Raw genomic sequence first — 23,887 nt, forward strand, 5'->3', positions numbered from 1 at the left:
TTTTCCAAATATCTTTCGTACAATCCTAAATCCTGTTCAACAATTTACCCTTTATGTATACTCGTTTACCATATCGTAAACCTTATTTTATCCGTTAAATCACTCAAATAAATAGTTAATAAATTAACAATCAATTACTTAACAAAAAACACACCGACTTCCTTTCGGAAACAGCGATTTGTAATTGTATACACTTTTCCGTAAACTTGTCTCTGTAACCAATTATCGGCAAGTCATGAAACCCCATTTTCATTTGGTTCCACGGAGCACAGAATACCCTTACCTCTCACGGCAGCATACTTTGCCTAATTTCGGCACGGTGTGGCATTATCACCCCGAACTTGAACTGCATTACGTTGTCCGGGGCGAAGGGGTTCGTTTCGTCGGCGACAATATCAGCAATTTTGACGCCGGGGAACTGCTGCTGCTGGGTGAAAACCTTCCCCACATGTGGCGGTGCAACAAGCGGTATTTCCAGGGAAATCCCAATATTACGGCCGAAGCGGTCGTGGTGCAGTTCCTGGCCGACTTCATGGGAAGGGATTTTCTTCGGAAGCCGGAGGCTGCGGCCATCCACGCCTTGTATGAACGCGCCCGGTACGGGCTGGTCATCCACGGCAGTACCAAAAAGCAGGTGGTAACCCTAATGCGAGAGTCCGTGCAGGCGGAAGGCTTGTCCCGACTAATGCTGATATTCAATATATTACACGTATTGGCCGACAGTAAAGAGATGACGCAAATCGCATCGGGGTGGACAACACACCGCGCGAATAAGGACGAGGCAGACCGGATCAATAAGGTATACCATTATATCTTATCAAACTATCGAAATGAAATCACACTGGAGGAGATCTCGGCAGTAGCTCATCTGAGTGTTACCTCGTTCTGCCGTTATTTCAAGATGATGACCAAAAAGACATTCCGCGATTTCCTTATCGAAGTGCGCATCAGCCACGCCAAACGCATGCTCATCGAAGACAGCATCTCCACCACGGAAGCCATCTGCTTTGAATGCGGATTCAACAACCGTTCTAACTTTTTCCGGCACTTCAAACGAATCACTGGTTGCACGCCTGTAGAATACCGCAGTAAGTATTTATATGAAAACGTATTCGTATAAACGCCATTCAATAGGCATTAATTCCCTGATCGTCTATCACCCCATTGAATCCGGGACCGCCGGCACCCACGTATCCGTAACTTGCTCCGCTTTCATCCGGGCTTACCCAAAAGGCATACAGCTTGCCATTTGTCAGGTGAAAACGGAATCGTATGGGCTTGCCGGCCAACGAGGATAGGTCAGCGCCGGACTCCCACGCTACGCTACACAACGTCCTGTCCATACGGATTGGCCGGCATGTTTTTGCAGAAAATTGCTTCAGCACCTGCCCGGCTTGATCCAGAACCTCTACCCGCAATTCACCTTCAGGGCAATCGACATTGACAAACAGGTGCTTGCCTGTAAACACTACCGGCCTGGTTAGCAATGTCCCCCCTCGGCCGTTTGCTTCCATGGAGGCGAAACCATCCCTGCGTAGCTTGGCCATGCCGATACTCCCACCTCTGTACATGCCCCGCTTCCCGTCGGGATCCATACCGGAATAGGCACCATACGGAAACCATAGGCTATCACCGACCACTACGCAAACACCTTGGGGGATATTAACAAACGCCTTGTCCCAATCGCCGTCCCGATAGGTGCCCCGGATGAAGGGTTCCCGTTCTGGCCTATGCCAATGGAAACCGTCGCGGCTATAGCCCAGCTTGTATTCCGTGTATTTCGGTTCTTTCGTTTCCTCGCAGATTTCATTGGCTGGTCCCAAGTGAACCTGAAAAGCTCCCAATATGATACTTTCATAAGCGATACCGTGCAAACTGTACAGCTGGGCCGTGTCCCCTACCTCTGGGTGGGGCTTATCCAACCTGTCGGCGTTTACCCAGAAAACAGCGTCGTCAAACCCTCCAACTTTTGAAACATCTGCCCTTTCGGCATAATACCTGCTTCGGTACACCTCTTTACCCACACGGGGAACGTTGTGTTTGAGGCTGTAAACCCACACCCCCCGGAAAGGGTTATAGAAAAAGGAACTGTAGTCATTTGAGCGGCCAAGCGGGATCTCCTCCGACCAGGTTATGCCGTCGGCGGAACTCCGCAACGTATTTTGCCAAATCGCATTGATATAGGGAACATCCGGATCGTTTTTCGGCCTCGGATCCATCCGGTTGGCCCGCATGGCATAGAACACCCGTTTCGCCGTCCCATCCGTGTGCAGCCAGAACGCATTGGCCCCGCCTTTCGGCAAAACCACATTTCCATTGGCTCCGGGTGTCCAACGCTTCAAGTCCTGGCTGTATGCCAATCCGATGCCGCGCCCCCCATCGTTGTAAAACATCCCGAATTGCCGTACAACCGGGTCATAAAATACACCGCCGTGCCGTAAAGACACGTGGGGCAACACCGGATTTCCGGCGTATTTTTGCGCCTGGTGAAATACCCTGTCCAAATCAGTTTGCTCAATCAGGAAATCATCCACGAACAGCTGGCGGCCGATATCAATGGGAACGACTTCAGGCCGATGTTCCAGGTATGGAACCGGCATGGGTTCCGAGGTGTACGGATCGCCATTCTCGGGCGGCCATACTTCCGGCAACAAAATACCGTTGTATAACGGCCTACCGGATGTACCTGGCCGGCGCACTACACTTTCCTGCTGCGCATATACATCCAGGTTACCTAAAATCATGGCCAAGGCCATTGGGATTGCGGTGATAAACCGCGTTGTTCCGTAATTCATAATTGGTAGATATATAATGGTCAATGTTAATGCGTAAACCCCGCCAGCAATTCCCCTACAATAAACGTGCTTCCGCCGATGAAAATAAGGTCATCCACCCCCGCATGCTGCTTCGCCGCCCGCAAAGCTTCATCCACGTTGGTAAACGCTGTGCCCTCCAGCCCAAAGCTCGTAGCCGAGGCCTGCAGTTCCTGCGCGGGCAATGCCCTGGGCATCGCTACCTGACAAAAATAATAGCGAGCGTCCCGGGGCAATAAGGGCAGCATCATTGCCAAATCCTTATCGCGCATCACGCCGATAACCATATGCAGCGCATGATGGGGCGTGGCGCTAATATTCGCAAGTACCTCCCGCCAGCCATCGGCATTATGTCCGGTATCACAGATAACCAGTGGTTCTGACGAAAGCGTCTGCCAACGTCCCATCAGGCCCGTGAGCGGCAGTACCTGTGCCAGTGCTTGCCGGATATGCCCGTCTTTGATGGTAAAGCCCATAGTCCGCAGCTCCTCAACGGCACAAAGCACTGCCGGAAGGTTTTTTGCCTGATAGCTTCCCTTCAAATCCAACGCATAGCTATTTCCGCTAACCGCATTCCGGCGGGTTGCAGCCAAGTATTGGTAATCGGCGTCTTTTCCTGCCGACTCCACCTCCCACCATTGCGATGCATAAACCAGCTTGCTTCTGTTTTCTGCCGCAATGCGTTCAAAAATACCCGATACTTCGAGCTGCCATTCGCCAATTACCACCGGAATGCCGGGTTTGATAATGCCTGCCTTTTCCGTCGCAATTTCCTGCAACGTATTACCGAGCATATTAGTATGATCATAGCCGATATTGGTAATGACGGATAGCAATGGCATAATAATATTGGTAGAATCCAGCCGCCCCCCCAGCCCTGTTTCTACAATAGCGATATCCACTTCTTGTTTCTCGAAATAGCTATACGCCATAGCTACCGTTACTTCGAAAAACGAAGGTTGTATGCTTTCAATCAGCGGTTGGTTACTAGCCACGAAGTGCGAAACCGCACGCTTGGGAATCATCCGCCCATCTACGCGGATCCGTTCGCGGAAGTCAATCAGGTGCGGCGAAGTATACAGGCCGGTCCGGTATCCGGCCACCTGCAATATGGCGGCCAGCATATGCGAGGTAGAACCCTTTCCATTAGTGCCCGCAATGTGCACGGATTTAAAGTGGTTGTGGGGGTTCCCCAAAGCGCTGCAAAGCGCTAACGTATTGGTCAAATCCTTTTTGAATGCCGTTGCCCCGTCGCGCGTAAACATGGGCAACCGGGAATACAGATAATCGATTGCCTCGGGGTATTTCATGGTCATGGTGCCCGTAATCGAGAACTATTGCTATTTAAGCCGGAACCGAACGTGTACCACCGCCTTCTGCACCGTCGGCGCGCGTTCCAGCTCGTTCAGTCGTGCCCCCCGCAACGCCTGTTCGCACTTCTCCCACAGCACCCGGTCGGGCAGCGTAGTACCCTTCACGCCTGCCCGCGCATATGTTACGGTACCATCGCGTGAAACGTGGACCTCCACCGCCACAATGCCTGCCTGCTGGCCGTTGTCTTCAATCCGTGGCGGCACCACCCATCGCCGGTTGGCAATGGTAAGTCCCTCCGTACCGAATCCTGATCCCCCTTCTCCGTAGTTGGCGGCAAGGGGATCACCCTGGGCACTTCCCTGGTTGCCGGCCTCGTTGCCGGTACCATCACCGCTACCGGGTGCATTGTTGCGTTTTCCGGTATATAGCGCATTGGGATTGATAGCCGGCTTGCTTTCCTTCTTTTCTACAGTCGTTTCCTCGGCATTTGCTTTTTTCTTTTCATTGGCTACGACTGCCGGCGCGTCTTCCATGTCCTGCGTAGCCACGCTGCGCTCGGTCACCTGCTGCGAAGGGGTGGGCTGTGTCTCCTCCCGGGGGTCGATCCTATCAGGCCTTACATTATTGGCATTTGGATCCATCGAGGGTTCGTCCACGGTCATGTAGTCGTCCCCCATACCCACCTCAGAAGTACCGTAGTTAACTATGATGCCACCTGTCCCGATTTCGGGAAAAGCAGATCCAATCATAATAAAGAAACTCAGCAGCAACAAACCGCCCATCACCGCGCTCGATATCCAAAACGCCTTCGGGTAATTGTTGTCTTCCTGTGTATGATAATAACCCATCGTATTCGAAATTATATCGCCCGTTCAGTAATGATGCAACGGGTGCCCACATTCCATAATATCAGTTATTCCTTCAGCGGTTCGGTGGCCAATACCAACCGTATTTTCAGCTTGTTGGCGATGTCCATCACCGAAATCACATTCTGGATAGGCACCGTGCTATCGGCATAGAGCATGATAGTAAGCTCCTCTCCCGGTTGTACATAAGCTTTGATAGCGTCCAACAAATTACCATAGGGCACTTCCTGCTTATCAAGATAATATTTCAGATCCTGGGTCACGGACACGGTGACGGTTTTCTTGGCGACCGATTGCTCACCGGCACTTGAACGGGGTAACAGCAGTTTTACGACCTGCGGATTAGCCACGGCCGAAGCCAGCAGGAAAAACAACATCAGGAAAAACATGATGTCGTTCAGGGAATCTGTAAATACCCTGACTTCCGATCGGTTCCGTTTCGCTCTTAAATTCATCGCAGCATTGTTTTTTAGGAGCCTGGTTCATCCAATAAGTCCACAAACTCAATCGCGTCGGTTTCTATCCGGAGAATGAGCCGCTCGAGCATGGTATTCAACACGTGATATCCCGCAAACGCCAGAATACCGATGGTCAATCCGGCCGCGGAGGCAATCATCTTAACATACAAGCCCCCCGACACGCTGGCAATATCAATCCCCCCGGCAGCCTCCACGTCGCGGAAAATGATAATAACCCCGAAAATAGTGCCCACAAATCCCAGCATGGGCGCTACCGTGGAGATGATACTTAACAGGTTCAGGTTCTTTTCCAGCCGGGCCACTTCCAGCTTACCCACATTCTCGATGGCCCCCTCAATGTCCTTGATCGGACGCCCTATCCGCACCAATCCTTTTTCAAGCATCCTGCCGAGCGCACTGTTGCTCGCCCGGCATACCGAAAGGGCAGCCTCCAATCTGCCGGAAAGCACACTCTGCTTAACGTGCGACATCAAGCTCGGATCATATTTTGAAGCCTTCTTAATGGTTAAATAACGTTCAATAAAAATCACCAGCGTGGCAAACAGCAAGAGTCCCAACGGGATCATGATCCATCCCGCTTTGAACAACAAACCAATCAAACTGATTCTCTCCTCTGCCAGCGCTACGGTCTGCGTTGCTCCAGCCAACGAATCCAATGGATAAATGGTGTCTTGTAATAGTGACATAATTTCTAAATGGTATTTCCTATGCTATTGTTTATGATCTGCTAACTTATAATAATCTTTATTAATCGTGTTCAATCTTCGCAATCCACGCACCGGGCTCAAAGTTTTTTTGCACCCTCGCCAGTTCCCTGTAGGCCTCTTCCTCCGTGGCGTACGATCCCCAGCTGATTTTCTTCCGATTGCCCGGCATACGGCTGTCAAGTGCTTTGAGGTCATACCCCTTAGCCTTCATCTCAGCCACATATTTCTTTGCTTGGGCCATGGTGGCAAACGAGCCGACAATAATTTCATAGGTTATTGACGGTCCCTTGGGTGCTTCAGGTACAGTCATACTATCTGTTGCCGCGTTTTGGCCATCTGCAACCAAGCTGTCCGTTATGCTCGTACTGTCTGCCACAACCGGCGTGCCGCCGTCCGTTACCGGAGATTCCTGTGGCTCGCTAACCAAACCAGCATCCTTGCTTAACCTCTGGTTTTCCGGCTGCCCATCAAACCATGCTGACGCAATCTCACCCACCCAAGCCGGCTTGGTATACCATACCCACCCCGCCGCCGCAAGCAATACCGGAACGATAACGGCCACAATTATCCACGGCCTGCTACGTTTCCCGGCGGTATCCTCAACGGCCAACTCATCCCCTGATGCTTCAGTACCATCGTCGGCTACTTCCTGCTCAACTGTTGGTACCGCTACCTCATCAGCTGGCATTTCGTTCTCCACACGCGCCGGTTCCGGTTTCCGCAACTCCCTGTCCGGTTCCAAAGCCGTACGTTCCTTTATGGCTTTCATGCCGAACCCATCGGTACCGAATGGCTGCAGCACCAGGGTAGCTCCGTCTGCCGCCAAGTATCCCAGCCCATCAAGCAATGCCCGGCCGTTGCGGCTGATGGAGTCAAACACATCCTTTACTGCCTTATCCAACACATCCATGGCGGTCGCCTCATCCACCTTTCGCTGCGTCCGCACATAATCGGTTATGGGATATCCCATAGCCTGCCCTTCGGCAAGTTCCACCCGGTTAGTCGGCGGCAAGAAAACCGATCGCTGCGGATCAAAAGACGCGGGTGTGCGGCTAACCTTGAACACCCCAATGCCCGGAACCCATACCGCAGGGTATCGCCTCAACAAATTCACTATGCACAGCCCCAAATTCATGGTATAGTACTACCCCAAAAAAATTAATATCGTGTGATCAAAATGAAAAATTGACCCCGCCGATGACGTTCAATCCCAGCCGCGGATAAAACAGGTAACGCTCATACGCGGCGCCCAACATGTTGTTCAACCTGACATAAACCCCTATACGATCAGTTGCCCGGTATTCTGCCCCGGCACTGAGGTCGGCGAACGCCGGAATGGTAACTTTTCGCAGCTCCGGCCCGCCCATTTCTACAATAGAATAGTCAGACAGGTTAATACGCTCGTCACTTACCAAGCCATAGGTCTGACCTTGGAACAGCAGTTCTCCATCAATATACAATTTATCGCTGATGTTAAACCGGGCGTTGGCCGCCAATCGCATCTTCGGCATAAACCAAGCCTCCTCCTCCTGCTGGAGGTCAAACTCATTCAAATTAAGTTTACCGCCAAGGCTGACCACTTCAGAAACCCTGACATTCAGCTCGCCTTCCAATCCCACAATGGTACTTGCCTCATCACCAGCCTCATATATCATCCGGAACGCATAAGGTGTTTCCGGCGAAACAGCATAAAACGGCAGGCTTTCCACCCGTCTGTAAAACGCCCTTACCTTGTAGCCGAATGTGGCCCCCGCATTCCCCTTGATTCCACCGAACACGTGCATCCGATCGACTGAGTTGCGGATGTCGTTCTCCGTTCCCAATGCAGCCAACCAAGGGTTCTCCTGAGTGAGGGCCTTTACTGAAGTCCTATTTACGTCGCCGCTGATCCCGCCGAACAGGTGGGCGTACTTCGGAATAAGGGCAAAGTCGATTTCCGCAGACGGGAAAATATTGGTCCGCGACGAGTCGCCGAATTCTGCCACAAAATTAGCACCCAAGGTGATGTTGTAATTGGCACCTTGGAAGCGGATATAGGGATTGACCTTCGCGATGTGATTAGCTAAGCTGTACCCTGCATCCTTCACCGTGGTGAAGTCGCCCGAAATATTGGCACCCACATTAAAAACGTTGACCTGTTTATTCAGGTAGCCCGCTAGCGCTATTGAGTTTTCCTTGGTTTCATAAATATTACTATACAGATAGGCATCGCCTTTCAGCGAATAGCTGAATGCATCTGTCGCTTGCTCGTCATGGTTACTGGTCAGTTCCCCGGTAAAGTAAATATCATTGAATGCCTGCCTCGCCGGGTCGAGATTCAGGCTATTCCCGTCAGTATCACTCACGGGGCCGTAAAACCGTGTGCCATAGCGATTAAAACCCAACTCACCGTCCAATGTCACCGGGCCATATATCGTACGTCCGAAAACACCTATCTGCTGCGACGAGAATCGCTGTGCCTCTAATGTTCCTTGCTGGTTCAAATGCTTCACGAATCCGCCCAGCCGGGTATCTACGTAATAATCAGATGTGAGGTATACCTCGCCCAGCAACGTTCCTAAGTTTCCGGCTCCGATTTTCACGTAATTATTGGTCAGCTCATGCGTGCGCGAAAAGGGCATCTCCTGAATGGTAAGCCGCTTGGTTCCCGTATTGATATCCAGCTTCCTGTCGAGTATGTCGTAAGTCAATTTGGGTTGATATTGCCGCTTGCTGCTCATGTCGGGGCTCCGCCGTATTTTTACGGCGTCGGCCAATATGGGCCGGTAATCGCGCACCACTTCGATGGAATCGATCGTAGCAGCAGGTCTTCCGTCCCTCTTTTCTTCTTCCTGCGCATATCCTGCCGTAAACATCACCGAAAGAACTCCAGTAAGCACATATCCGCGGCGCATTGATTTTCGCAATATCATAAACTGTTACTTCTTGTTATTCAACTTTTGCAAACGCTCCTTGGCGGAAATGATGATATCGTCATCTCCTTCGTAATTCGCTATGATACTCTCCAATGTACTCTTAGCTTGGAAATCATCACCCTTCCCCGCGTAAGCATCGGCAAGCAGGATGAAACATTTGGCCACCCAATAATCATGCGAGCCCATGTTATTAATCACGTCAAACGCCGATTCGATGGCCTTATCATACTCCTTGGCTTCGTATTGCAGCTGCCCCACTAAGTAGCGGGCTTCGGCGCCCACCACCGTCTGGCTTTTCGCGGCCGGGCGCAGTTCCTTCATCGCCGACTCCACATCACCCTGTCTCAACATCGCCCTCGCCGTGTACAGGTGAGCTTTGGCAATATCCTCTTCCGAAGCGCGGTCGTACTCTTTAATCAACTTGGCATATTTAATGACCTGCTCCATATCGCCAATCTCGAAATAACATACCATCAGGTTGTTTACCGCAAAACCATAATTGGCTTTGTATTCGGAAGTCAGCTCCAGCTTTTTAAGATGCACGATAGCCTCATTGTATTGCTTAAGCCCCAGGTGCAGTTCGGCCGCAGTGAGCAACGAGCTTTCCGTGTAAGGACTTGTCCAGTCGTTGAGAATAATGTTCAGGTCGTGCAACGCTTCCTTCGGATGTCCGGTTCTGAAAAGACTTACGCCGCGGATATACCGTGCATGCTTCTCTTGCAACGGCTTGGGGAATTTATCGAAATATGCATTAATAGCCTCTACCGCTGCCTGATATTCCCCCCGGGTAAACAGGGTATGTGCAGCCTGAAAAGCCAGGTTATCTTGTTCCTGTTTAGATAAGTCACCGATATTGGTCGACGTGGCATAGTTGATATAACCGGTCGCATCGCCCCTGTCCAGGTAGATGTTTTCGATAGAACGCATGGCCTGCCTGGCTTCATCCGTGGTGGCATGTTCCTCCACCACTCTCCGGAAAGTCTTCATCGCGGCTTCGGTGTCGTCCTTATTGTACTGCACCAGGCCTATGGTCATCAGTGCCCGCGGTGCATAGCTGCTGCGCGGATACCGCTCAATCATCTGCTGCAGACCGTCGATAGCCGTATCATAATCGCCCATCGTGAAATACGTGTAGGGTACCTCGAAAGCCACGTCATCGGCATAATTCGAATTCGGGAATTTCTCAATAACCGACCGCAACGTAGCGAGCTTTGCCTCATTATTACCTTGCAGCCCTTGGATGATGCCCCGCTGGAACAGCGCGTAATCCTCACTCGGCGCCTTGCCACTAATCAACTTATCGTAATACTGCATGGCACGGCCATAGTTGCGCATGGAAAAGTAAGAGTCTCCCAACCGTGCAATCGCATCGTTACGTACATTGGGCTCTATCGTATTTCCTCCAGTAGCAAGGAAACGCTCGAAATAGTTTGCCGCTGTGTTGAAGCTGTTGTTACGGAAGGCAGCATAAGCCAGGGCGTAGTTAGCATAGGCATATACATCCGTCTTACGGGCGGCAGGCATCCGTAGAAAACGGGAAAAGTTCTGTACCGCCTCGCCGTATTTGCGCACCTCGTACATGGCCTCCGCCTTCCAGTACGTAGCCAGTGCGGCAATCTCGGGGTCAATCGGATACTTTTCCGAACGCATGAACATAGAAATGCTGTTTTCGAACGCCCGCTCGTTGTAAAATTCCAACCCCCGGTAATACGTGACTTTCTGATAGGCTGCGTCCGCCTCGCGCCCACGGTTTTTGATAGACTCCAAAATGTCTACCGCAGCACGGTAATTGCTGGTACCCAATAACGTTTCCGCATAGAGTGTCTGCGCTTCCTCCAACCGTTTTGTGTTGGGATAAGTATCCAGGTATTCCTTGGCGGCATCAAGCGCCACCTGGTGGAATTCAAGCTCGTAAGACAACTTGGCATAATTGAACAGCCCCTCCTCTTTCATTGCCGGATCGAAGTCCAGCTTCGATGCCATGAAAAACGCATTCCGTGCCCGCTGTTTGTCGCCCGTCTTCAGAAAAGCGTCACCCAGGGCGATCATCGCGCTCTGGTAATAAGCATCCTGTTCCTGTAGCTTCTGCAATTCGGCTATGGCCTTTTCATAGTCGCCCATTTTATAGGCGATATAACCGATCTGATAGCTATCCTGATTGTTCTGGGTCTTACCTTTATCGGCTGCTTGAAATTTGTCATAATACGCTTTCGCGTTCTCAAAGTCGTTTTTAGCGAAATAGGTTGCAGCCACGATACGGAACATATCCGTTTCGTGAGCCTGTTTGGTATTCGCCAATATGGGTAAGGCATAATCCAGCACGTCATCATACCGGTTATCAAGGTAGTATAACGCCGTGATGTAATAAGGGTAGGTAGCTTCATACGTCTTGGATCCCTTCAGCTTCTCAAACTCAGCCAGGGCCGTCTTGAATTCCCGGTCAAGGTAGCACAGGTAAGCATAATAATAGATAGAAGCTTCCTGGTATACACCTCCTTCGTCTTTTAGTTGTTCGAAAAGCGGCTTGGCCGAACCATAGTCGTCGGTCATGAAAAACGAATACGCCTGCTTATACCGGAATTCCCTGTTTTCCCTTCCGGCAAGATTGCGGCTATCCAGCTTATTGAACCACTCCAATGCCCGCTGGTAATCTTTCTGCGCGAAGTAAGACCGCCCGACCTGGAAGTATGCTGCCTTGGAATTCGCGCTGGCCGGATAATTTTCAATATAACTCAGGAACCGGCTCTCTGCGTCAGACTCTCCCAGCTCCAATGCGCAAATGGCCTGATAAAAACGGGCATTTTCCTTGAGCAGCGTCAACTCTGCATGTTCATCCTGCTGCAACGAGGATTTTATCCGGATGTCTTCGACCTTACTGAATTGCTTGGCAGCCGATGCATACTTGCCCTTTTCATACAACTCCATCCCCGTTTTATAGGCCTGGTTAACTTCTTGCCATGCACTCTGTTGAGCAAAAGCTGAAGATGCGGCCAAACTGAATACAACGACACTTACCTGATAAACCCGATTAAACATACGACCAAATTAATCTAATTTTCCCCTTTCCACACAAAGTTGGGGCCACAAAATATGTATTACCCAATCTAACCTGCTAAGTTAACGGGAAACACAGAAGTTCTCCGCAAAAGTTGTCCACAATTGTTGATAACGTCACCCCCTCCTACTCAGCCCCGCTTGCCGGCCAGCAAATACAGCACGGCCATCCGGATAGCCACGCCGTTTTCCACCTGATCAAGAATAATTGAATGGTGACTGTCGGCTACGTCAGTTGTTATCTCCACGCCCCGGTTTATGGGGCCCGGGTGCATGATGGTAATCTCCTTGTCAAGTGAGTCCAGCAACTGCTTGTTCAAGCCATATAGCATGGAATACTCCCGCAGGGAGGGGAAATATGCGATATCCTGGCGTTCCAGCTGAATGCGCAGCATATTCGCCACATCACACCATTGCAAGGCTTCCAGCAGATTATACGTCACTTTAACTCCCAACGATGAGATATACTTGGGAATTAACGTGGTAGGACCACAAACCATTACTTCCGCTCCTAATTTACGAAGGCAAAGAATATTGGACAATGCCACGCGCGAGTGCAGGATATCGCCGATGATAGCAATTTTCCGGCCTGCCACATCACCATAGCGTTCACGTATCGAAAAAGCATCAAGCAACGCCTGGGTCGGATGTTCATGCGCGCCATCACCTGCGTTTACCAGCTGGGCATCCACATGCCGGCTCAGGAAAACCCCGGCTCCCGGATAGGGATGTCGCATAACAATCATATCCACCTTCATGGCCAGTATATTGTTAACCGTGTCAATCAGTGTTTCGCCCTTGCTTACGGAAGAAGACGAGGCTGCGAAATTGACAACGTCAGCAGACAGCCGCTTTTCAGCCAATTCAAACGACAGCCGCGTACGGGTGGAATTTTCAAAGAAGACATTTGCTATGGTGATATCCCTCAGCGATGGGACCTTCTTTATCGGCCGGTTAAGTACGTCTTTGAAGTTGCCTGCTGTCTCGAAAATGAGCTGGATATCATCTTCTGTGAGATCTTTGATACCCAACAGGTGCCGTGTACTGATTTGCCTTGATGATGCTGTCATTTGTCCGACTTAACTTGCTTTTTCCGTCAATAGTATTATCCGGTCGTGCGTATCCACTTCTTTCCAGCTTACGGCGACTTTCTGCGAGTCAATGGAATCCACCTGAATACCTATGTAATCAGGTTCTATGGGAAGTTGCCTCGAAAAACGGCGATCCACCAAAACGAGCAGTTCAATCTTGGCCGGACGGCCGAATGCCTGCAGGGCATCCATGGCTGCCCGGATGGTTCTTCCCGTCCATAGCACATCATCCATCAGGATGACCTTCTTCCCTTCCACGATGAAATCGATACTGGTGCTGCTCGGCACCAACGGGCCGCTGTCCTTCCTCCGGAAGTCATCCCGGAAAAACGTGATGTCCAGCTCGCCGTAAGGAACCGACGTTATCCCCTGAATCTGCTTCAGCTCATCCACGATACGGCGTCCCAGGTAAATACCCCTCGGCTGGATGCCGATAACCACGGAATCGGAAAAATCGGCATGATTTTCAACAAGCTGGTGGCAAAGCCGCTGGATGGTAATCTGGAACTTCTGGCCTTCCAGTAATACGGATCGTTTCATTCGCAATCAACGTTCAAGATGGGCATGGAATACGGCACAAACCTACTACATTTTTTTGACTTACCACGACCCTTCATCATATTTTTCCGTCATCAGAACTTATCCAACAACCTCGAATCCATCGTAAAAGCGTGTATACCATGGCCGGTGTCAGTAATCCACGGGCAACTGCTTCATGAATTCGCTGACAGACGGGTGATCGGTCTTCTGAAAAGGCAGGCCCGTGTTACGCAAGCTTATGATTCTCGATACCCGGAAGTCACGGTAGTCCTTGCGCAAGTGGCACCAGCCGATAACATGCCAGTTCAGCGCATAAAATATCAAGCCGACGGGCTCTATCCGTCTGTCGCTTTCTTGGCCATCCGCCTTGCAATAGCGGATATCAAGTACGGTCTTGGAGACGACCGCCTCCTGCAAGGCGGACAGGTGCTCATAATCATGCCCTTTCAAGTCCCGCGGAAGCTGAAAGCGCATATTACTGATCAGGTATTCCAGCTTTTCTTTTTGGGAATCGCGCATCACCGCTTTTACCTTATTCAGCGCACTGGAATAATGCCTGCGGATGGATTTATCGGCAAAGCCCGTCAGCAGATTTTCCATCAGCAGCAGGGCATTGGCCTCCTCCAAGCTGAACGATACCGGCCGGAGGAAATACCCGTCAACAACGAAATACCCCTTGTTTGGCTCGAAGCCTACGGGTATCCCCAGCTCATTCAGCGCTTTGATATCGCGGTACACGGTACGGGTACTGATATCGAATCTATCGGCGATCTCGTCGCCCTTTACGTACTTACGGGATTGCAACAGTGTAAGAATGCCGAATAAGCGATCAATTCTGTTCATAAGACGTCATGCGGAACCGCCAACCTTGCCGGCCGGGGAAGCCCCCTAATTTCCGGGCATTCCTCCAAAGAACCTGGCTTCATATTGCCCGAATATCTTCTCAATCCGCGCCGCCAAATCCGTCTGTCCATGCTCCTTCGCTGCCTCGGCAAACCGGTTCAGTGTAAACATGCTGTATTGGATATTCTGCATCTCCAGGTTCGGCTTGGTTTCGGCGATGGCCGCATAGTACTTTAACTGATCGTCAATATAGGCAATATTGCGCTCGGTCAGGCTTTTAGCCTTATCCGTTTCGCCAACCGCATACAGGTTATCGGTGATGAACGAATACCCATAGGCGTCCATGATTCGGTAAATCCGCTCGGGCATGAATTCCAATGCGTTGTTCAGCAATTCCCTGGCCTCGTCGACTCGTCCTTCTGCGATCAACGCTTCAGCCGGAGCCCCATAGATATTATTCAGTATCAGGCTGATCATCCGGTACGATTCCGGATCGATATACCGGGCATTCCTCATATTGCCCCACGTATACTTATTATTGGTCACATGGCCGTATATGGCTTCGGCATTCACGAGCCCCTGAGCTGTGTTTGGCTTTATCGCGATTGGCATTAACCGCAGCGCAAACCCTTCAGAAACCAGGTATTTATCCAAACCCATGAAATTTTCGCTGGGCACGGTGGTAGCGAAATATACCGGGCGTTCCCAATTGTTGTTTACCAACATATCCATGATGGCGAGCTCCGTACGCGACACATAATTACGGTTATACGTCCAGTGCATTACATCGGTGATGCTGTCGCGCCAAGCCTCGGGCACCACATTATTACGCACAACCGCTTCCCGGTCGACCGTGAGTTGCAGATTTTTGGTAGGCAGGAAATTTTCAGGCTGCTCGCCCTGTATTTGCCGCTTATCGTTCGGGTTGTCTGAAAGCATCAATGCAACGATGTTTTTCAACTCCACATGGCCGGGGATTTTGGCATCCTGATAATAAATCACGTCGCGCACCCCCTTTACATACTTCTCGTCAGGGATGGTGATGGGCAAAGGATCCGCCTCGTTCACTTTATCTTTCATCTGCCGCACATACCAATCCGCACTGAGCAGGCTGAGGTTTACCACCCGTATATCCGGACGGATTCCCTCCACCTCCTGGGCATACCACAGCGGATAAGTATCGTTGTCGCCATAGGTGAACAAGATGGCATTGGGCGCACATGATTCCAGGTAATTCCGGGCAATGTCCCGGGCAAGGTACTTTTCAGAACGGTCGTGGTCGTCCCACCCGTCCTTGGCCAAAATCACCGGACCGGCCAGCAAACCAATACCCGTGGCTATGGCTGCAGCCGTTTTGGCACTCAGTTTTTTGGCCAGCCAGTCGGTTATCGCCGCCACGCCCAAACCTATCCAGATGGCAAACGCATAGAACGAGCCTGCATACGCATAATCACGTTCACGGGGCTGCAATGGTGTTTGGTTAAGATAAAGCACAATGGCCAGCCCCGTCATGAAAAACAGCAGCCCCACTACCCCAGCATCCCGCTGGCGGCGTTTGAAATGCCACCACGCACCAAGCAATCCGAGGATAAGCGGCAGGAAATAAAACTTATTATAGGAAGGGTCCGTCAACTGCGATTGCGGCAGGGCATCCTGCCCCCCGACATGCCACTGGTCTATAAATCGGATGCCGCTGATCCAATTGCCTGTGGTAAAGTCGCCATGCCCCTGTTGGTCGTTCTGCCGGCCCACGAAGTTCCATAAGAAATACCGGCCGTACATATGCCCTATTTGGTAACTGAAGAAAAAGCGCAGATTGTCGCCGAATGTAGGCTGTTCGTTTTCGCCCAGGTTCAGGTAACTGCGGTAATACTGTTGGTGTGAAGCCTCGCGGGTGCTGTATATGCGCGGGAACACGGTTTCCCGGTCATACTCATAATCGAAATTCCGTCCAGCCACCTCGTACCGTTCTGCTCCTCTGCGGTATATGTTGCTTCCATACTTGATGTCTATCGGGCGGGAATCGAAATAAGGCCCCTTGAAGAGCGGGTTGTCACCATACTGTTCGCGGTTCAGATAGCTAAGGAAAGAAAACGCATTGTCCGGATCGCTGTTGTTCAGTGTCGGGTTGGCCTTTGCCCGGATAAGAATCATCGCAAACGAACTGTAGCCAAATACGACAAACGCAAACGACAGTAAGATAATATTTAACAACGGTTTCGCCCGCTGTATGGAATACCGTATACCGTATACCGTGGCACCGATAACCAGCAGCGCAAACACCACCACGCCAGAACCGAAGCCCAGGCCCAGCGTATTCACGAAAAACAGGTCAAAATATGCAGCGAACTTAATCAAGTACTGGATGATGCCCCACAGCACAACCGCGACCACCACAAAGCCGATGAGCAAAGCCCGGATGGCCCCACCGCTGGTCGCCTTCGCCGTCCGCCGGAAATAAATCACCAGCGCAATGGCCGGAATAGCCAGCAAGTTGAGCAAATGCACCCCGATGGACAACCCCATGATATAAGCAATAAACAGCAGCCATTTGTCCGCACCGGGCTCCTCAGCCCGGGCATCCCACTTCAGGATGGCCCAAAACACCACGGCCGTGCATAGGGAAGACATGGCGTATACCTCAGATTCCACCGCCGAAAACCAAAACGTATCGGTAAACGTATAGGCCAGGGCGCCCACAGCGCCCGACGCCATAATCTGTATCAGATTGACCCTGGTAAGTTCAGTTCCCGGTTTCCATAGCACCTTCCGGGCCAAGGCCGTGATCGTCCAGCACAGAAACACGATGGTTAACCCGCTTGATACTGCTGAACCCACGTTCATCCAGAACGCAATGCGTTCTGTGTTGCCGAATGCCAGGTTGGAGAATACGTTCTGCAGCATTAAGAACAACGGGGCGCCCGGCTGGTGCACAATCTGCATCTTGTATGCCGACGCGATGAATTCGCCCGTATCCCAGAAACTGGTTGTCCGCTCCGCGGTCATGATATATACCGTGGTAGCGATAAAACCACATAGCCAACCTATGCTATTATTAATCCGATTATAGTTCATAATGTATCGTGCGTATGGTTCACCGTAAAATTACGCCCCGAAAATAAAGAATAGTACGGTAACACAAACATAAATTTGGATTTTTAACACAAGTTCAGTCCCGTTCCAGTCACCGCCTCACCCGGTCTCAACATCCGATTTCCAGCAGCACCTCCATACAATCAAGCCCTTACAGCAAAAATTAAAATATTTTTGCAATAATTATTCCATCGCACTATATTTGCAGTCCCATTCGCAAGGGTGGTAAAATAAGTTCGGATTGCCCGATAGTATAATGGTAGTACGACAGATTTTGGTTCTGTTTGTCTAGGTTCGAATCCTGGTCGGGCAACAAAAAAGGTTACGGATTGTCTCTTGACAATCCGTTATTTTTTCAGGTATATCAGTGCGTAAGAACAATAAGACCCCAATCCATTTGCTAACCCACAAAACAACAACAAGACCATGCCATTGCAATTCAATCCGGTGAAGCTGTTCTCCGGCTCCGGTTCCCAGGAATTAGCCCAAAAAATCGCAAAGTCTTATGGTAAAGACCTCGGTGAGATGACCGTTTCGCGTTTCAGCGACGGGGAAATCCAACCTTTTTACAATGAATCCGTACGGGGTTGCGACATTTTCCTCATCCAATCGACCCATCAGCCTACAGACCACCTATTCGAATTACTGCTGATGATCGATGCCGCAAAAAGGGCATCCGCCCATTACATTACTGCCGTGGTTCCGTACTTCGGATTTGCCCGTCAAGACCGAAAGGACAAACCCCGGGTGGCCATCGGCGCCAAAATGATTGCCAATCTGATCACCGCCGCCGGTGCACACCGCATCATGACTATGGATCTCCATGCCGCGCAAATCCAGGGTTTCTTCGACATCCCCGTAGATCACCTGGATGCTTCGGTGATTTTCGTACCGCACATTAAATCGCTCAACCTGCCCAACCTCACCATCGCCTCACCCGACATGGGCGGTTCTTACCGCGCACGTACGTTTGCCAAATATTTCAACGCCGAGGTGGTTATCTGCGACAAACAGCGTAAACGGGCCAATGAAATTGAGTCGATGTCCATCATCGGCGATGTGGCCGGCCAGGACATTGTGCTCATCGATGACATCTGTGACACCGCCGGAACGCTGTCCAAAGCGGCCTCACTTATCATGGAAAATGGTGCCACCAGCGTCCGGGCCGTATGTACCCATCCCGTACTCTCAGGCAAAGCCTACGAAACCATCGAAAAGTCTGCCCTCACGGAGCTGATTGTCACCGATACCATACCCTTAAAGTACCAAAGCGACAAAATCAAAGTGCTTTCCACCGCCGGCCTCTTTGCCGATGCTATCAAGAATGTCAACGAACACGGCTCCATCAGCAATTTGTTCCGGGTAGATTAGGAAATGAAGATTATTTAGCTTACTTTTGCGGCCTTAAATTCACTTTTATACTATTTCAAATGAAATCAATTGCTATTAGCGGTTCTTTAAGAAAGAACGTAGGGAAAAGAGATGCGAAGGAGCTACGCTACGAGGGTAAAGTCCCCGCTGTGCTCTACGGTGGTAAGGAACAATACCACTTTGCCGTATCCGCAACTGATTTGAAGCCGGTTATTTATACTCCGGATGTTCATTTCATTGATCTGGATATCGATGGCCAAAAGTTTCAAGCCATCGTCCAGGATGCTCAATTTCACCCACTGAATGATCAGGTACGCCACGTAGACTTCCTTGAATTACATGAAAACAAAGAAGTGGCACTGAACGTACCCATCAAACTTACCGGTACTTCACCGGGTGTAAAAGTGGGTGGTAAACTGGTACAGAAACTTCGTAAACTAAAGGTAAAGGCACTGCCCAAGAACCTGCCGCAGTATATCGAGATAAGTCTTGAAAGCCTTGAAGTCGGCAAATCGGTACGCGTGGGCGATGTCGAACTGGAAAACGCCAAGGTACTCAACAATGCAGACGATACCATCGTTTCCGTTGTCATGTCCCGCGCATTGCGTCAGGCTGAACAAGAAGCAGCCAAGGCTGAAAAGAAGAAGTAAACAGGCTACGGTAACCCCGTACACAAACACAGGAAAGCATCAGCCATCAGGCTGGTGCTTTTTGTTTACGACAATCGTAAACCTTATGTTTGCATCGATATGGCAAAAAAACACCTGATCATAGGCCTCGGTAATATCGGGCCGGAATATGCCGACACCCGCCACAACATCGGCTTCATGGTTGCCGACGAACTGGCAAAACAAGCCGGGTCGACTTTCTCCACCCTTCGGTACGCCCATTACACGGAATACCGCCAACGCGGCAATACCGTATATGTCATCAAGCCTACCACATATATGAACCTGAGCGGTAAGGCCGCTAACTACTGGATGCACGAACTGAAGATTCCCCTGGAAGATATACTCGTCATTGTGGACGATATCGCTCTTCCGTTCGGCAAGATCAGACTCCGGCCCAAGGGAAGCAGCGCCGGGCATAACGGGTTGAAAAGTATCGAGGCGCTATGCGGCGGACAGGGATACCCCCGCCTGCGCTTCGGGATAGGTGACAACTTCCCGAAAGGCAGGCAGGTCGACTATGTGCTCAGCGGGTTCGATGAGGACGAACAAACGGAGCTGCCCCAGCTTATCGAGCGTTCCGTGCAGATGGTAAACAGCGTGGTCAACATCGGCGTCGAATTGACCATGACCCAATTCAATAAATAGACAGCAACGGGTTTATTGTTTAGTCCTGATTTCCACCACGCCTTTGGCGCCCTTTTCACCGTATTTTTTCACAGCGGCTTCATCTTTCAGCACGTTGATCGTTGCAATACTGTCTGGGATGACCAGTTTCTTAAATTCCTTGCCGTCCACTTCCTTACCGTCGACAATGTATAAAACGCCGGTAGCCCCGGGACCAAGCAAATGCGGACGGCCAACCGAGGTCGGTTCCGTGGGTTCAGCCGTATCTTTGGTCATGTTGGTAGTATCAGCAACTTTTCTGGAAGCCCGGGCCTTCGTGGTAATCAGCACCACACCCTTCGCTCCCCGGCTGCCGTAAGCTTTTGTAGTCGAAGCGTCTTTCAGCACGGAAATGCTTGCGATATCGTTCGGATTCAGTTCGTCAAGATCCCCTTCGAACACCTCACCATCCACCACGATAAGCGGCCGGGTGGTGTCCGCGACCCCCACTATGCGCACCCCCTTTTGTGTTGTTTCTTCTACCATCTTTGGTACCTTCCGTATGCTCACCTGGTTACCGTCGTTCTTTGCCGTATCCCGCTCCGCCCGACGGGTGGCCGCCATGTCGGCACCAACCGTCTCCGGCCTGGCCGACCGATCTTGCCGGCCATCCTGATACGCCCTGCTCACCGTAAATACCAGTACCAACACAGCAATAACCGGTATGGCCAGCAAGTACCGCCCGAGATTCAGTGCCGAAGATTCCTTTTTGTTCATCATCATGATGCGTCTTTTTAAACTTTTGAAATTAAACCTATTACCCACCAATGGTTGGCTTTGGCCATACTGCCCTACCCGCAATAAACTATGCTGGTAGGCCTTTCGATCCGCACCGCTCCGCAATACGCGCCTGTCGGTGATAAACTCCAGGTTCTCATGCACCGCGTGCCGCACCAGCCAGGCCCCCGGATTAAACCAGCACAACACACTGCACACCTCGGCCACCAGCATATCTGCCGTGTGCAGCTCATCGATGTGCACCTGTTCATGCCTGAAGATCTCACCAAGTTCAACTTCGCCATGCTGGTGGGGGTTTACGTAAATATTACGCCAGAAAGAAAACGGAGCCACCGCACCGGAAACCTGCCGAAAACGGAACAGCCGCCATACCGCCGACCGCGACCCGCGGTGCAGGTACCATAAACTCATCAATCGGATAATTAACCGGATAGCAAACCACGCCACCCCCAGCCAAAACACGGCCATAACATACGGCCACCAGCTGAATGCCTCGGCCGGAACCCCTTGCCAGTCAGGAATAATGGGAATGGCATCCACAGACACATCAGCGCGCCGGGCCAACCAGGCCCCCACATCAACCACTGGATAAATCAATGAAAACACCCAAGCAAACAGCAAGTAAACCCTATTGAGGTAATAAAAAGTGAGCTTACGCAACAGCAAGCGGTAACCCAGATAAAACAGCGCCAGAGCAAGGTTAGCCTTAAGTAAATAAACAAGTAATTCAGGCATGGCTATTTATGTTTTTCTTCCTTAATCATCCGGATGATTTCATCCAGCTCATCCGCGCTTATCTTCTCCTCCTTTGCGAAAAAGCTCACCAGTTCTTTGTAGGAGTTCCTGAAATAATCGCTCACAAACCCGTTCATGAACAACTTCTTGTATTCGCCCTCCCCTATCAGCGGCTCATAGCGGTAGGCATTGGCATACTTCACTGCCTTCACATACCCTTTCCGCTGGAGGTTCTTAACGGTCGAGGCCAGCGTGGTATACGGCACCTTTTCCCCCGGCATGCTATCCAGCAGTTCCTTAACGAAACCACCGTTGTTCCGCCATATCAATTGCATCGCCTCTTCTTCCTGTATCGTTAACTTTTCCATCTGATTCTCCGTAATACGTTACATTCACGATATGAAAGTACGAAATTTTCGTAAATAAAAAATCTTTTTTAACATTTTTTATAATGCCCCCCACCGTTCACCCACCACCAATCACCGATCACCAACCACCGATCACCGACCACCCACCACCGATCACCGACCACCAACCACCAATCACCAACCACCGATCACCGACCACCCACCACCAACCCCCGATCAAAAAATTAACATAAAAATAGCAACAATTATGCGGTCAAACACTTTAATATTGTGCCATTTTCATTACATTTGCAATCCAACCAAGTAGAGAATTATGTCAGAAACAGCTTCAATATCAATAAACGGAAAGTCTTATGAACTACCGGTCATTACAGGTACAGAAAACGAACAAGGCATTGATATTTCAAAGCTCCGTGATGTATCGGGCGCAATAACCATTGATCCCGGATACAAAAACACGGGGGCAACCAAAAGCGCTATCACCTTTCTGGATGGGGAAAAAGGTGTACTGCATTACCGGGGATATCCGATAGAGCAGCTGGCGGAACAGTCTACATTTCTGGAAGTTGCTTATTTACTGATATACGGAGATCTCCCTTCTGCCCAAGTGCTCGCCGATTTCCGGAAGAAAATCAGCCGGCATACGCTGATTCACGAAGACATGAAGAAATTCTTCGACGGGTTTCCCTCAAAATCACACCCTATGGGCCAGTTATCATGCCTCGTGGGTGCACTATCAGCCTTCTATCCCGAGTCGCTCAACCCGAACATGACCGAGGAAGAAGAAGAACTGACCATCATTAAGCTGCTGGCCAAGATGCCGACCATCGTGTCATGGATATATAAAAAATCCCTTGGCCATCCCGTAATTTATCCAAGGAACGAACTCAACTTTGTACATAACTTCCTGAACATGACCTTCGGGCAGATTACCGAAGACGTTGTTATAGACAAGGTAATAGTGGATGCTATGCACAAGTTGCTGATCCTGCATGCCGACCATGAGCAGAACTGCTCAACGTCCACTGTACGCATCGTGGGCTCGTCCAATGCCAACCTGTATGCATCCATTTCGGCCGGCATTTCCGCCCTTTGGGGGCCCCTGCATGGCGGCGCCAACCAGGCGGTCATCGAAATGCTCGAGAACATCCGTAATGATGGCGGCGACAGTGCTAAATGGCTGGCGAAAGCCAAAGACAAAAACGACCCGTTCCGCCTCATGGGCTTCGGGCATCGCGTGTACAAGAATTTCGATCCACGTGCAAAAATCATCAAGAAGGCATGCGACGATGTGCTGGATAAATTGGGTATCAATGACCCCGTACTCGATATCGCGAAACAGCTGGAAGAAGCGGCTTTGAAAGACCAATACTTCGTCGACCGCAAGCTTTATCCGAATGTCGATTTTTACTCCGGCATCATTTACCGCGCCCTGGGCTTCCCAACGGACATGTTTACCGTGCTGTTTGCCTTGGGCCGCCTGCCGGGTTGGATTGCTCAATGGAAAGAAATGCGGGCGAACAAAGAACCCATCGGAAGGCCGCGGCAGATTTACACCGGCAGCACCAAGCGCGACTATGTGCCGCTTGACCAACGCTGATACCGGTTCCGGCAGACATAACAATA

General features: G+C 50.7%; 19 protein-coding genes and 1 tRNA gene. 6 read left to right on the forward strand and 14 right to left on the reverse strand.

Annotated features, from left to right (window positions below; translation table 11 throughout):
• Positions 1-235 precede the first annotated feature (235 nt).
• Complete coding sequence (locus BM030_RS13770; RefSeq protein ID WP_090974183.1) at positions 236-1,120, forward strand: AraC family transcriptional regulator; 885 nt, start codon at positions 236-238, stop codon at positions 1,118-1,120.
• A gap of 7 nt (positions 1,121-1,127) precedes the next feature.
• Here the strand turns inward: BM030_RS13770 and BM030_RS13775 are convergent, their stop codons facing one another.
• The 12 genes from BM030_RS13775 to BM030_RS13830 all read right to left on the reverse strand — a co-directional run bounded on the left by BM030_RS13775 (position 1,128) and on the right by BM030_RS13830 (position 17,697).
• Entirely contained in the window at positions 1,128-2,795 is a 1,668-nt protein-coding gene (locus tag BM030_RS13775; RefSeq protein ID WP_090974184.1) for a hypothetical protein, read from the reverse strand.
• Positions 2,796-2,821: 26 nt separating this feature from the next.
• Positions 2,822-4,129 carry a bifunctional folylpolyglutamate synthase/dihydrofolate synthase gene (locus BM030_RS13780; protein ID WP_317615114.1) on the reverse strand — a complete coding sequence of 436 codons (1,308 nt, stop codon included), beginning with the start codon at positions 4,127-4,129 and terminating at the stop codon, positions 2,822-2,824.
• Between the two features lie 24 nt (positions 4,130-4,153).
• Positions 4,154-4,975, reverse strand: a complete 822-nt coding sequence (locus tag BM030_RS13785) for an energy transducer TonB (RefSeq protein WP_090974185.1) — start codon at positions 4,973-4,975, stop codon at positions 4,154-4,156.
• A 65-nt stretch (positions 4,976-5,040) separates the two neighbouring features.
• Positions 5,041-5,448 carry an ExbD/TolR family protein gene (locus BM030_RS13790; RefSeq protein WP_090974186.1) on the reverse strand — a complete coding sequence of 136 codons (408 nt, stop codon included), beginning with the start codon at positions 5,446-5,448 and terminating at the stop codon, positions 5,041-5,043.
• 14 nt (positions 5,449-5,462) lie between these two features.
• Positions 5,463-6,158: a MotA/TolQ/ExbB proton channel family protein gene (locus BM030_RS13795; RefSeq protein WP_090974187.1), complete on the reverse strand. Its 696-nt coding sequence runs from the start codon at positions 6,156-6,158 to the stop codon at positions 5,463-5,465.
• Positions 6,159-6,219: 61 nt separating this feature from the next.
• A complete protein-coding gene (locus tag BM030_RS13800; protein WP_170845742.1) occupies positions 6,220-7,284 on the reverse strand; it encodes an SPOR domain-containing protein in 1,065 nt (354 codons plus the stop codon).
• A gap of 67 nt (positions 7,285-7,351) precedes the next feature.
• A complete protein-coding gene (locus BM030_RS13805) occupies positions 7,352-9,091 on the reverse strand; it encodes a porin family protein (protein ID WP_090974189.1) in 1,740 nt (579 codons plus the stop codon).
• A gap of 6 nt (positions 9,092-9,097) precedes the next feature.
• On the reverse strand, positions 9,098-12,130 hold the full coding sequence (locus tag BM030_RS13810) for a tetratricopeptide repeat protein (protein WP_090974190.1): 3,033 nt from the start codon (positions 12,128-12,130) through the stop codon (positions 9,098-9,100).
• 149 nt (positions 12,131-12,279) lie between these two features.
• The gene (locus BM030_RS13815) at positions 12,280-13,218 is read right to left on the reverse strand and encodes an aspartate carbamoyltransferase catalytic subunit (RefSeq protein ID WP_090974191.1); all 939 of its coding nucleotides are present in this window, start codon (positions 13,216-13,218) and stop codon (positions 12,280-12,282) included.
• A 9-nt stretch (positions 13,219-13,227) separates the two neighbouring features.
• Complete coding sequence (gene pyrR / locus BM030_RS13820; RefSeq protein ID WP_090974192.1) at positions 13,228-13,779, reverse strand: bifunctional pyr operon transcriptional regulator/uracil phosphoribosyltransferase PyrR; 552 nt, start codon at positions 13,777-13,779, stop codon at positions 13,228-13,230.
• 150 nt (positions 13,780-13,929) lie between these two features.
• On the reverse strand, positions 13,930-14,622 hold the full coding sequence (locus BM030_RS13825) for a helix-turn-helix transcriptional regulator (protein WP_090974193.1): 693 nt from the start codon (positions 14,620-14,622) through the stop codon (positions 13,930-13,932).
• 45 nt (positions 14,623-14,667) lie between these two features.
• Positions 14,668-17,697, reverse strand: a complete 3,030-nt coding sequence (locus BM030_RS13830) for a DUF2723 domain-containing protein (RefSeq protein ID WP_090974194.1) — start codon at positions 17,695-17,697, stop codon at positions 14,668-14,670.
• A 260-nt stretch (positions 17,698-17,957) separates the two neighbouring features.
• Here BM030_RS13830 and BM030_RS13835 point away from each other — a divergent pair.
• The 4 genes from BM030_RS13835 to pth all read left to right on the forward strand — a co-directional run bounded on the left by BM030_RS13835 (position 17,958) and on the right by pth (position 20,402).
• A tRNA-Gln gene (locus BM030_RS13835) sits at positions 17,958-18,028 on the forward strand.
• Positions 18,029-18,141: 113 nt separating this feature from the next.
• Entirely contained in the window at positions 18,142-19,086 is a 945-nt protein-coding gene (locus tag BM030_RS13840) for a ribose-phosphate pyrophosphokinase (protein WP_090974195.1), read from the forward strand.
• Between the two features lie 59 nt (positions 19,087-19,145).
• Positions 19,146-19,736 carry a 50S ribosomal protein L25/general stress protein Ctc gene (locus BM030_RS13845; protein WP_090974196.1) on the forward strand — a complete coding sequence of 197 codons (591 nt, stop codon included), beginning with the start codon at positions 19,146-19,148 and terminating at the stop codon, positions 19,734-19,736.
• Between the two features lie 99 nt (positions 19,737-19,835).
• A complete protein-coding gene (gene pth / locus BM030_RS13850; RefSeq protein ID WP_090974197.1) occupies positions 19,836-20,402 on the forward strand; it encodes an aminoacyl-tRNA hydrolase in 567 nt (188 codons plus the stop codon).
• Between the two features lie 12 nt (positions 20,403-20,414).
• Here pth and BM030_RS20425 read toward each other — a convergent pair whose 3' ends face one another.
• Together BM030_RS20425 and BM030_RS13860 are read right to left on the reverse strand one after the other, a co-directional pair.
• The gene (locus tag BM030_RS20425) at positions 20,415-21,893 is read right to left on the reverse strand and encodes a M56 family metallopeptidase (RefSeq protein WP_090974198.1); all 1,479 of its coding nucleotides are present in this window, start codon (positions 21,891-21,893) and stop codon (positions 20,415-20,417) included.
• A gap of 2 nt (positions 21,894-21,895) precedes the next feature.
• On the reverse strand, positions 21,896-22,261 hold the full coding sequence (locus tag BM030_RS13860) for a BlaI/MecI/CopY family transcriptional regulator (RefSeq protein ID WP_090974199.1): 366 nt from the start codon (positions 22,259-22,261) through the stop codon (positions 21,896-21,898).
• A 313-nt stretch (positions 22,262-22,574) separates the two neighbouring features.
• On the opposite strand from BM030_RS13860, the gene BM030_RS13865 reads away from it, so the two are divergent.
• Complete coding sequence (locus BM030_RS13865) at positions 22,575-23,861, forward strand: citrate synthase (RefSeq protein ID WP_090974200.1); 1,287 nt, start codon at positions 22,575-22,577, stop codon at positions 23,859-23,861.
• Positions 23,862-23,887: the final 26 nt, after the last annotated feature.

Source organism: Parapedobacter composti, from assembly GCF_900112315.1.
Taxonomy (GTDB): Bacteria; Bacteroidota; Bacteroidia; order Sphingobacteriales; family Sphingobacteriaceae; genus Parapedobacter; species Parapedobacter composti.

Excerpts from the sequence above, each read along its gene's own strand:
- BM030_RS13770 (WP_090974183.1), top strand. The coding sequence starts at position 236 with ATGAAACCCCATTTTCATTTGGTTCCACGGAGCACAGAATACCCTTAC.
- BM030_RS13775 (WP_090974184.1), bottom strand. The coding sequence starts at position 2,795 with ATGAATTACGGAACAACGCGGTTTATCACCGCAATCCCAATGGCCTTG.
- BM030_RS13780 (WP_317615114.1), bottom strand. The coding sequence starts at position 4,129 with ATGACCATGAAATACCCCGAGGCAATCGATTATCTGTATTCCCGGTTG.
- BM030_RS13785 (WP_090974185.1), bottom strand. The coding sequence starts at position 4,975 with ATGGGTTATTATCATACACAGGAAGACAACAATTACCCGAAGGCGTTT.
- BM030_RS13790 (WP_090974186.1), bottom strand. The coding sequence starts at position 5,448 with ATGAATTTAAGAGCGAAACGGAACCGATCGGAAGTCAGGGTATTTACA.
- BM030_RS13795 (WP_090974187.1), bottom strand. The coding sequence starts at position 6,158 with ATGTCACTATTACAAGACACCATTTATCCATTGGATTCGTTGGCTGGA.
- BM030_RS13805 (WP_090974189.1), bottom strand. The coding sequence starts at position 9,091 with ATGATATTGCGAAAATCAATGCGCCGCGGATATGTGCTTACTGGAGTT.
- BM030_RS13810 (WP_090974190.1), bottom strand. The coding sequence starts at position 12,130 with ATGTTTAATCGGGTTTATCAGGTAAGTGTCGTTGTATTCAGTTTGGCC.
- BM030_RS13815 (WP_090974191.1), bottom strand. The coding sequence starts at position 13,218 with ATGACAGCATCATCAAGGCAAATCAGTACACGGCACCTGTTGGGTATC.
- pyrR (WP_090974192.1), bottom strand. The coding sequence starts at position 13,779 with ATGAAACGATCCGTATTACTGGAAGGCCAGAAGTTCCAGATTACCATC.
- BM030_RS13825 (WP_090974193.1), bottom strand. The coding sequence starts at position 14,622 with ATGAACAGAATTGATCGCTTATTCGGCATTCTTACACTGTTGCAATCC.
- BM030_RS13830 (WP_090974194.1), bottom strand. The coding sequence starts at position 17,697 with ATGAACTATAATCGGATTAATAATAGCATAGGTTGGCTATGTGGTTTT.
- BM030_RS13840 (WP_090974195.1), top strand. The coding sequence starts at position 18,142 with ATGCCATTGCAATTCAATCCGGTGAAGCTGTTCTCCGGCTCCGGTTCC.
- BM030_RS13845 (WP_090974196.1), top strand. The coding sequence starts at position 19,146 with ATGAAATCAATTGCTATTAGCGGTTCTTTAAGAAAGAACGTAGGGAAA.
- pth (WP_090974197.1), top strand. The coding sequence starts at position 19,836 with ATGGCAAAAAAACACCTGATCATAGGCCTCGGTAATATCGGGCCGGAA.
- BM030_RS20425 (WP_090974198.1), bottom strand. The coding sequence starts at position 21,893 with ATGCCTGAATTACTTGTTTATTTACTTAAGGCTAACCTTGCTCTGGCG.
- BM030_RS13860 (WP_090974199.1), bottom strand. The coding sequence starts at position 22,261 with ATGGAAAAGTTAACGATACAGGAAGAAGAGGCGATGCAATTGATATGG.
- BM030_RS13865 (WP_090974200.1), top strand. The coding sequence starts at position 22,575 with ATGTCAGAAACAGCTTCAATATCAATAAACGGAAAGTCTTATGAACTA.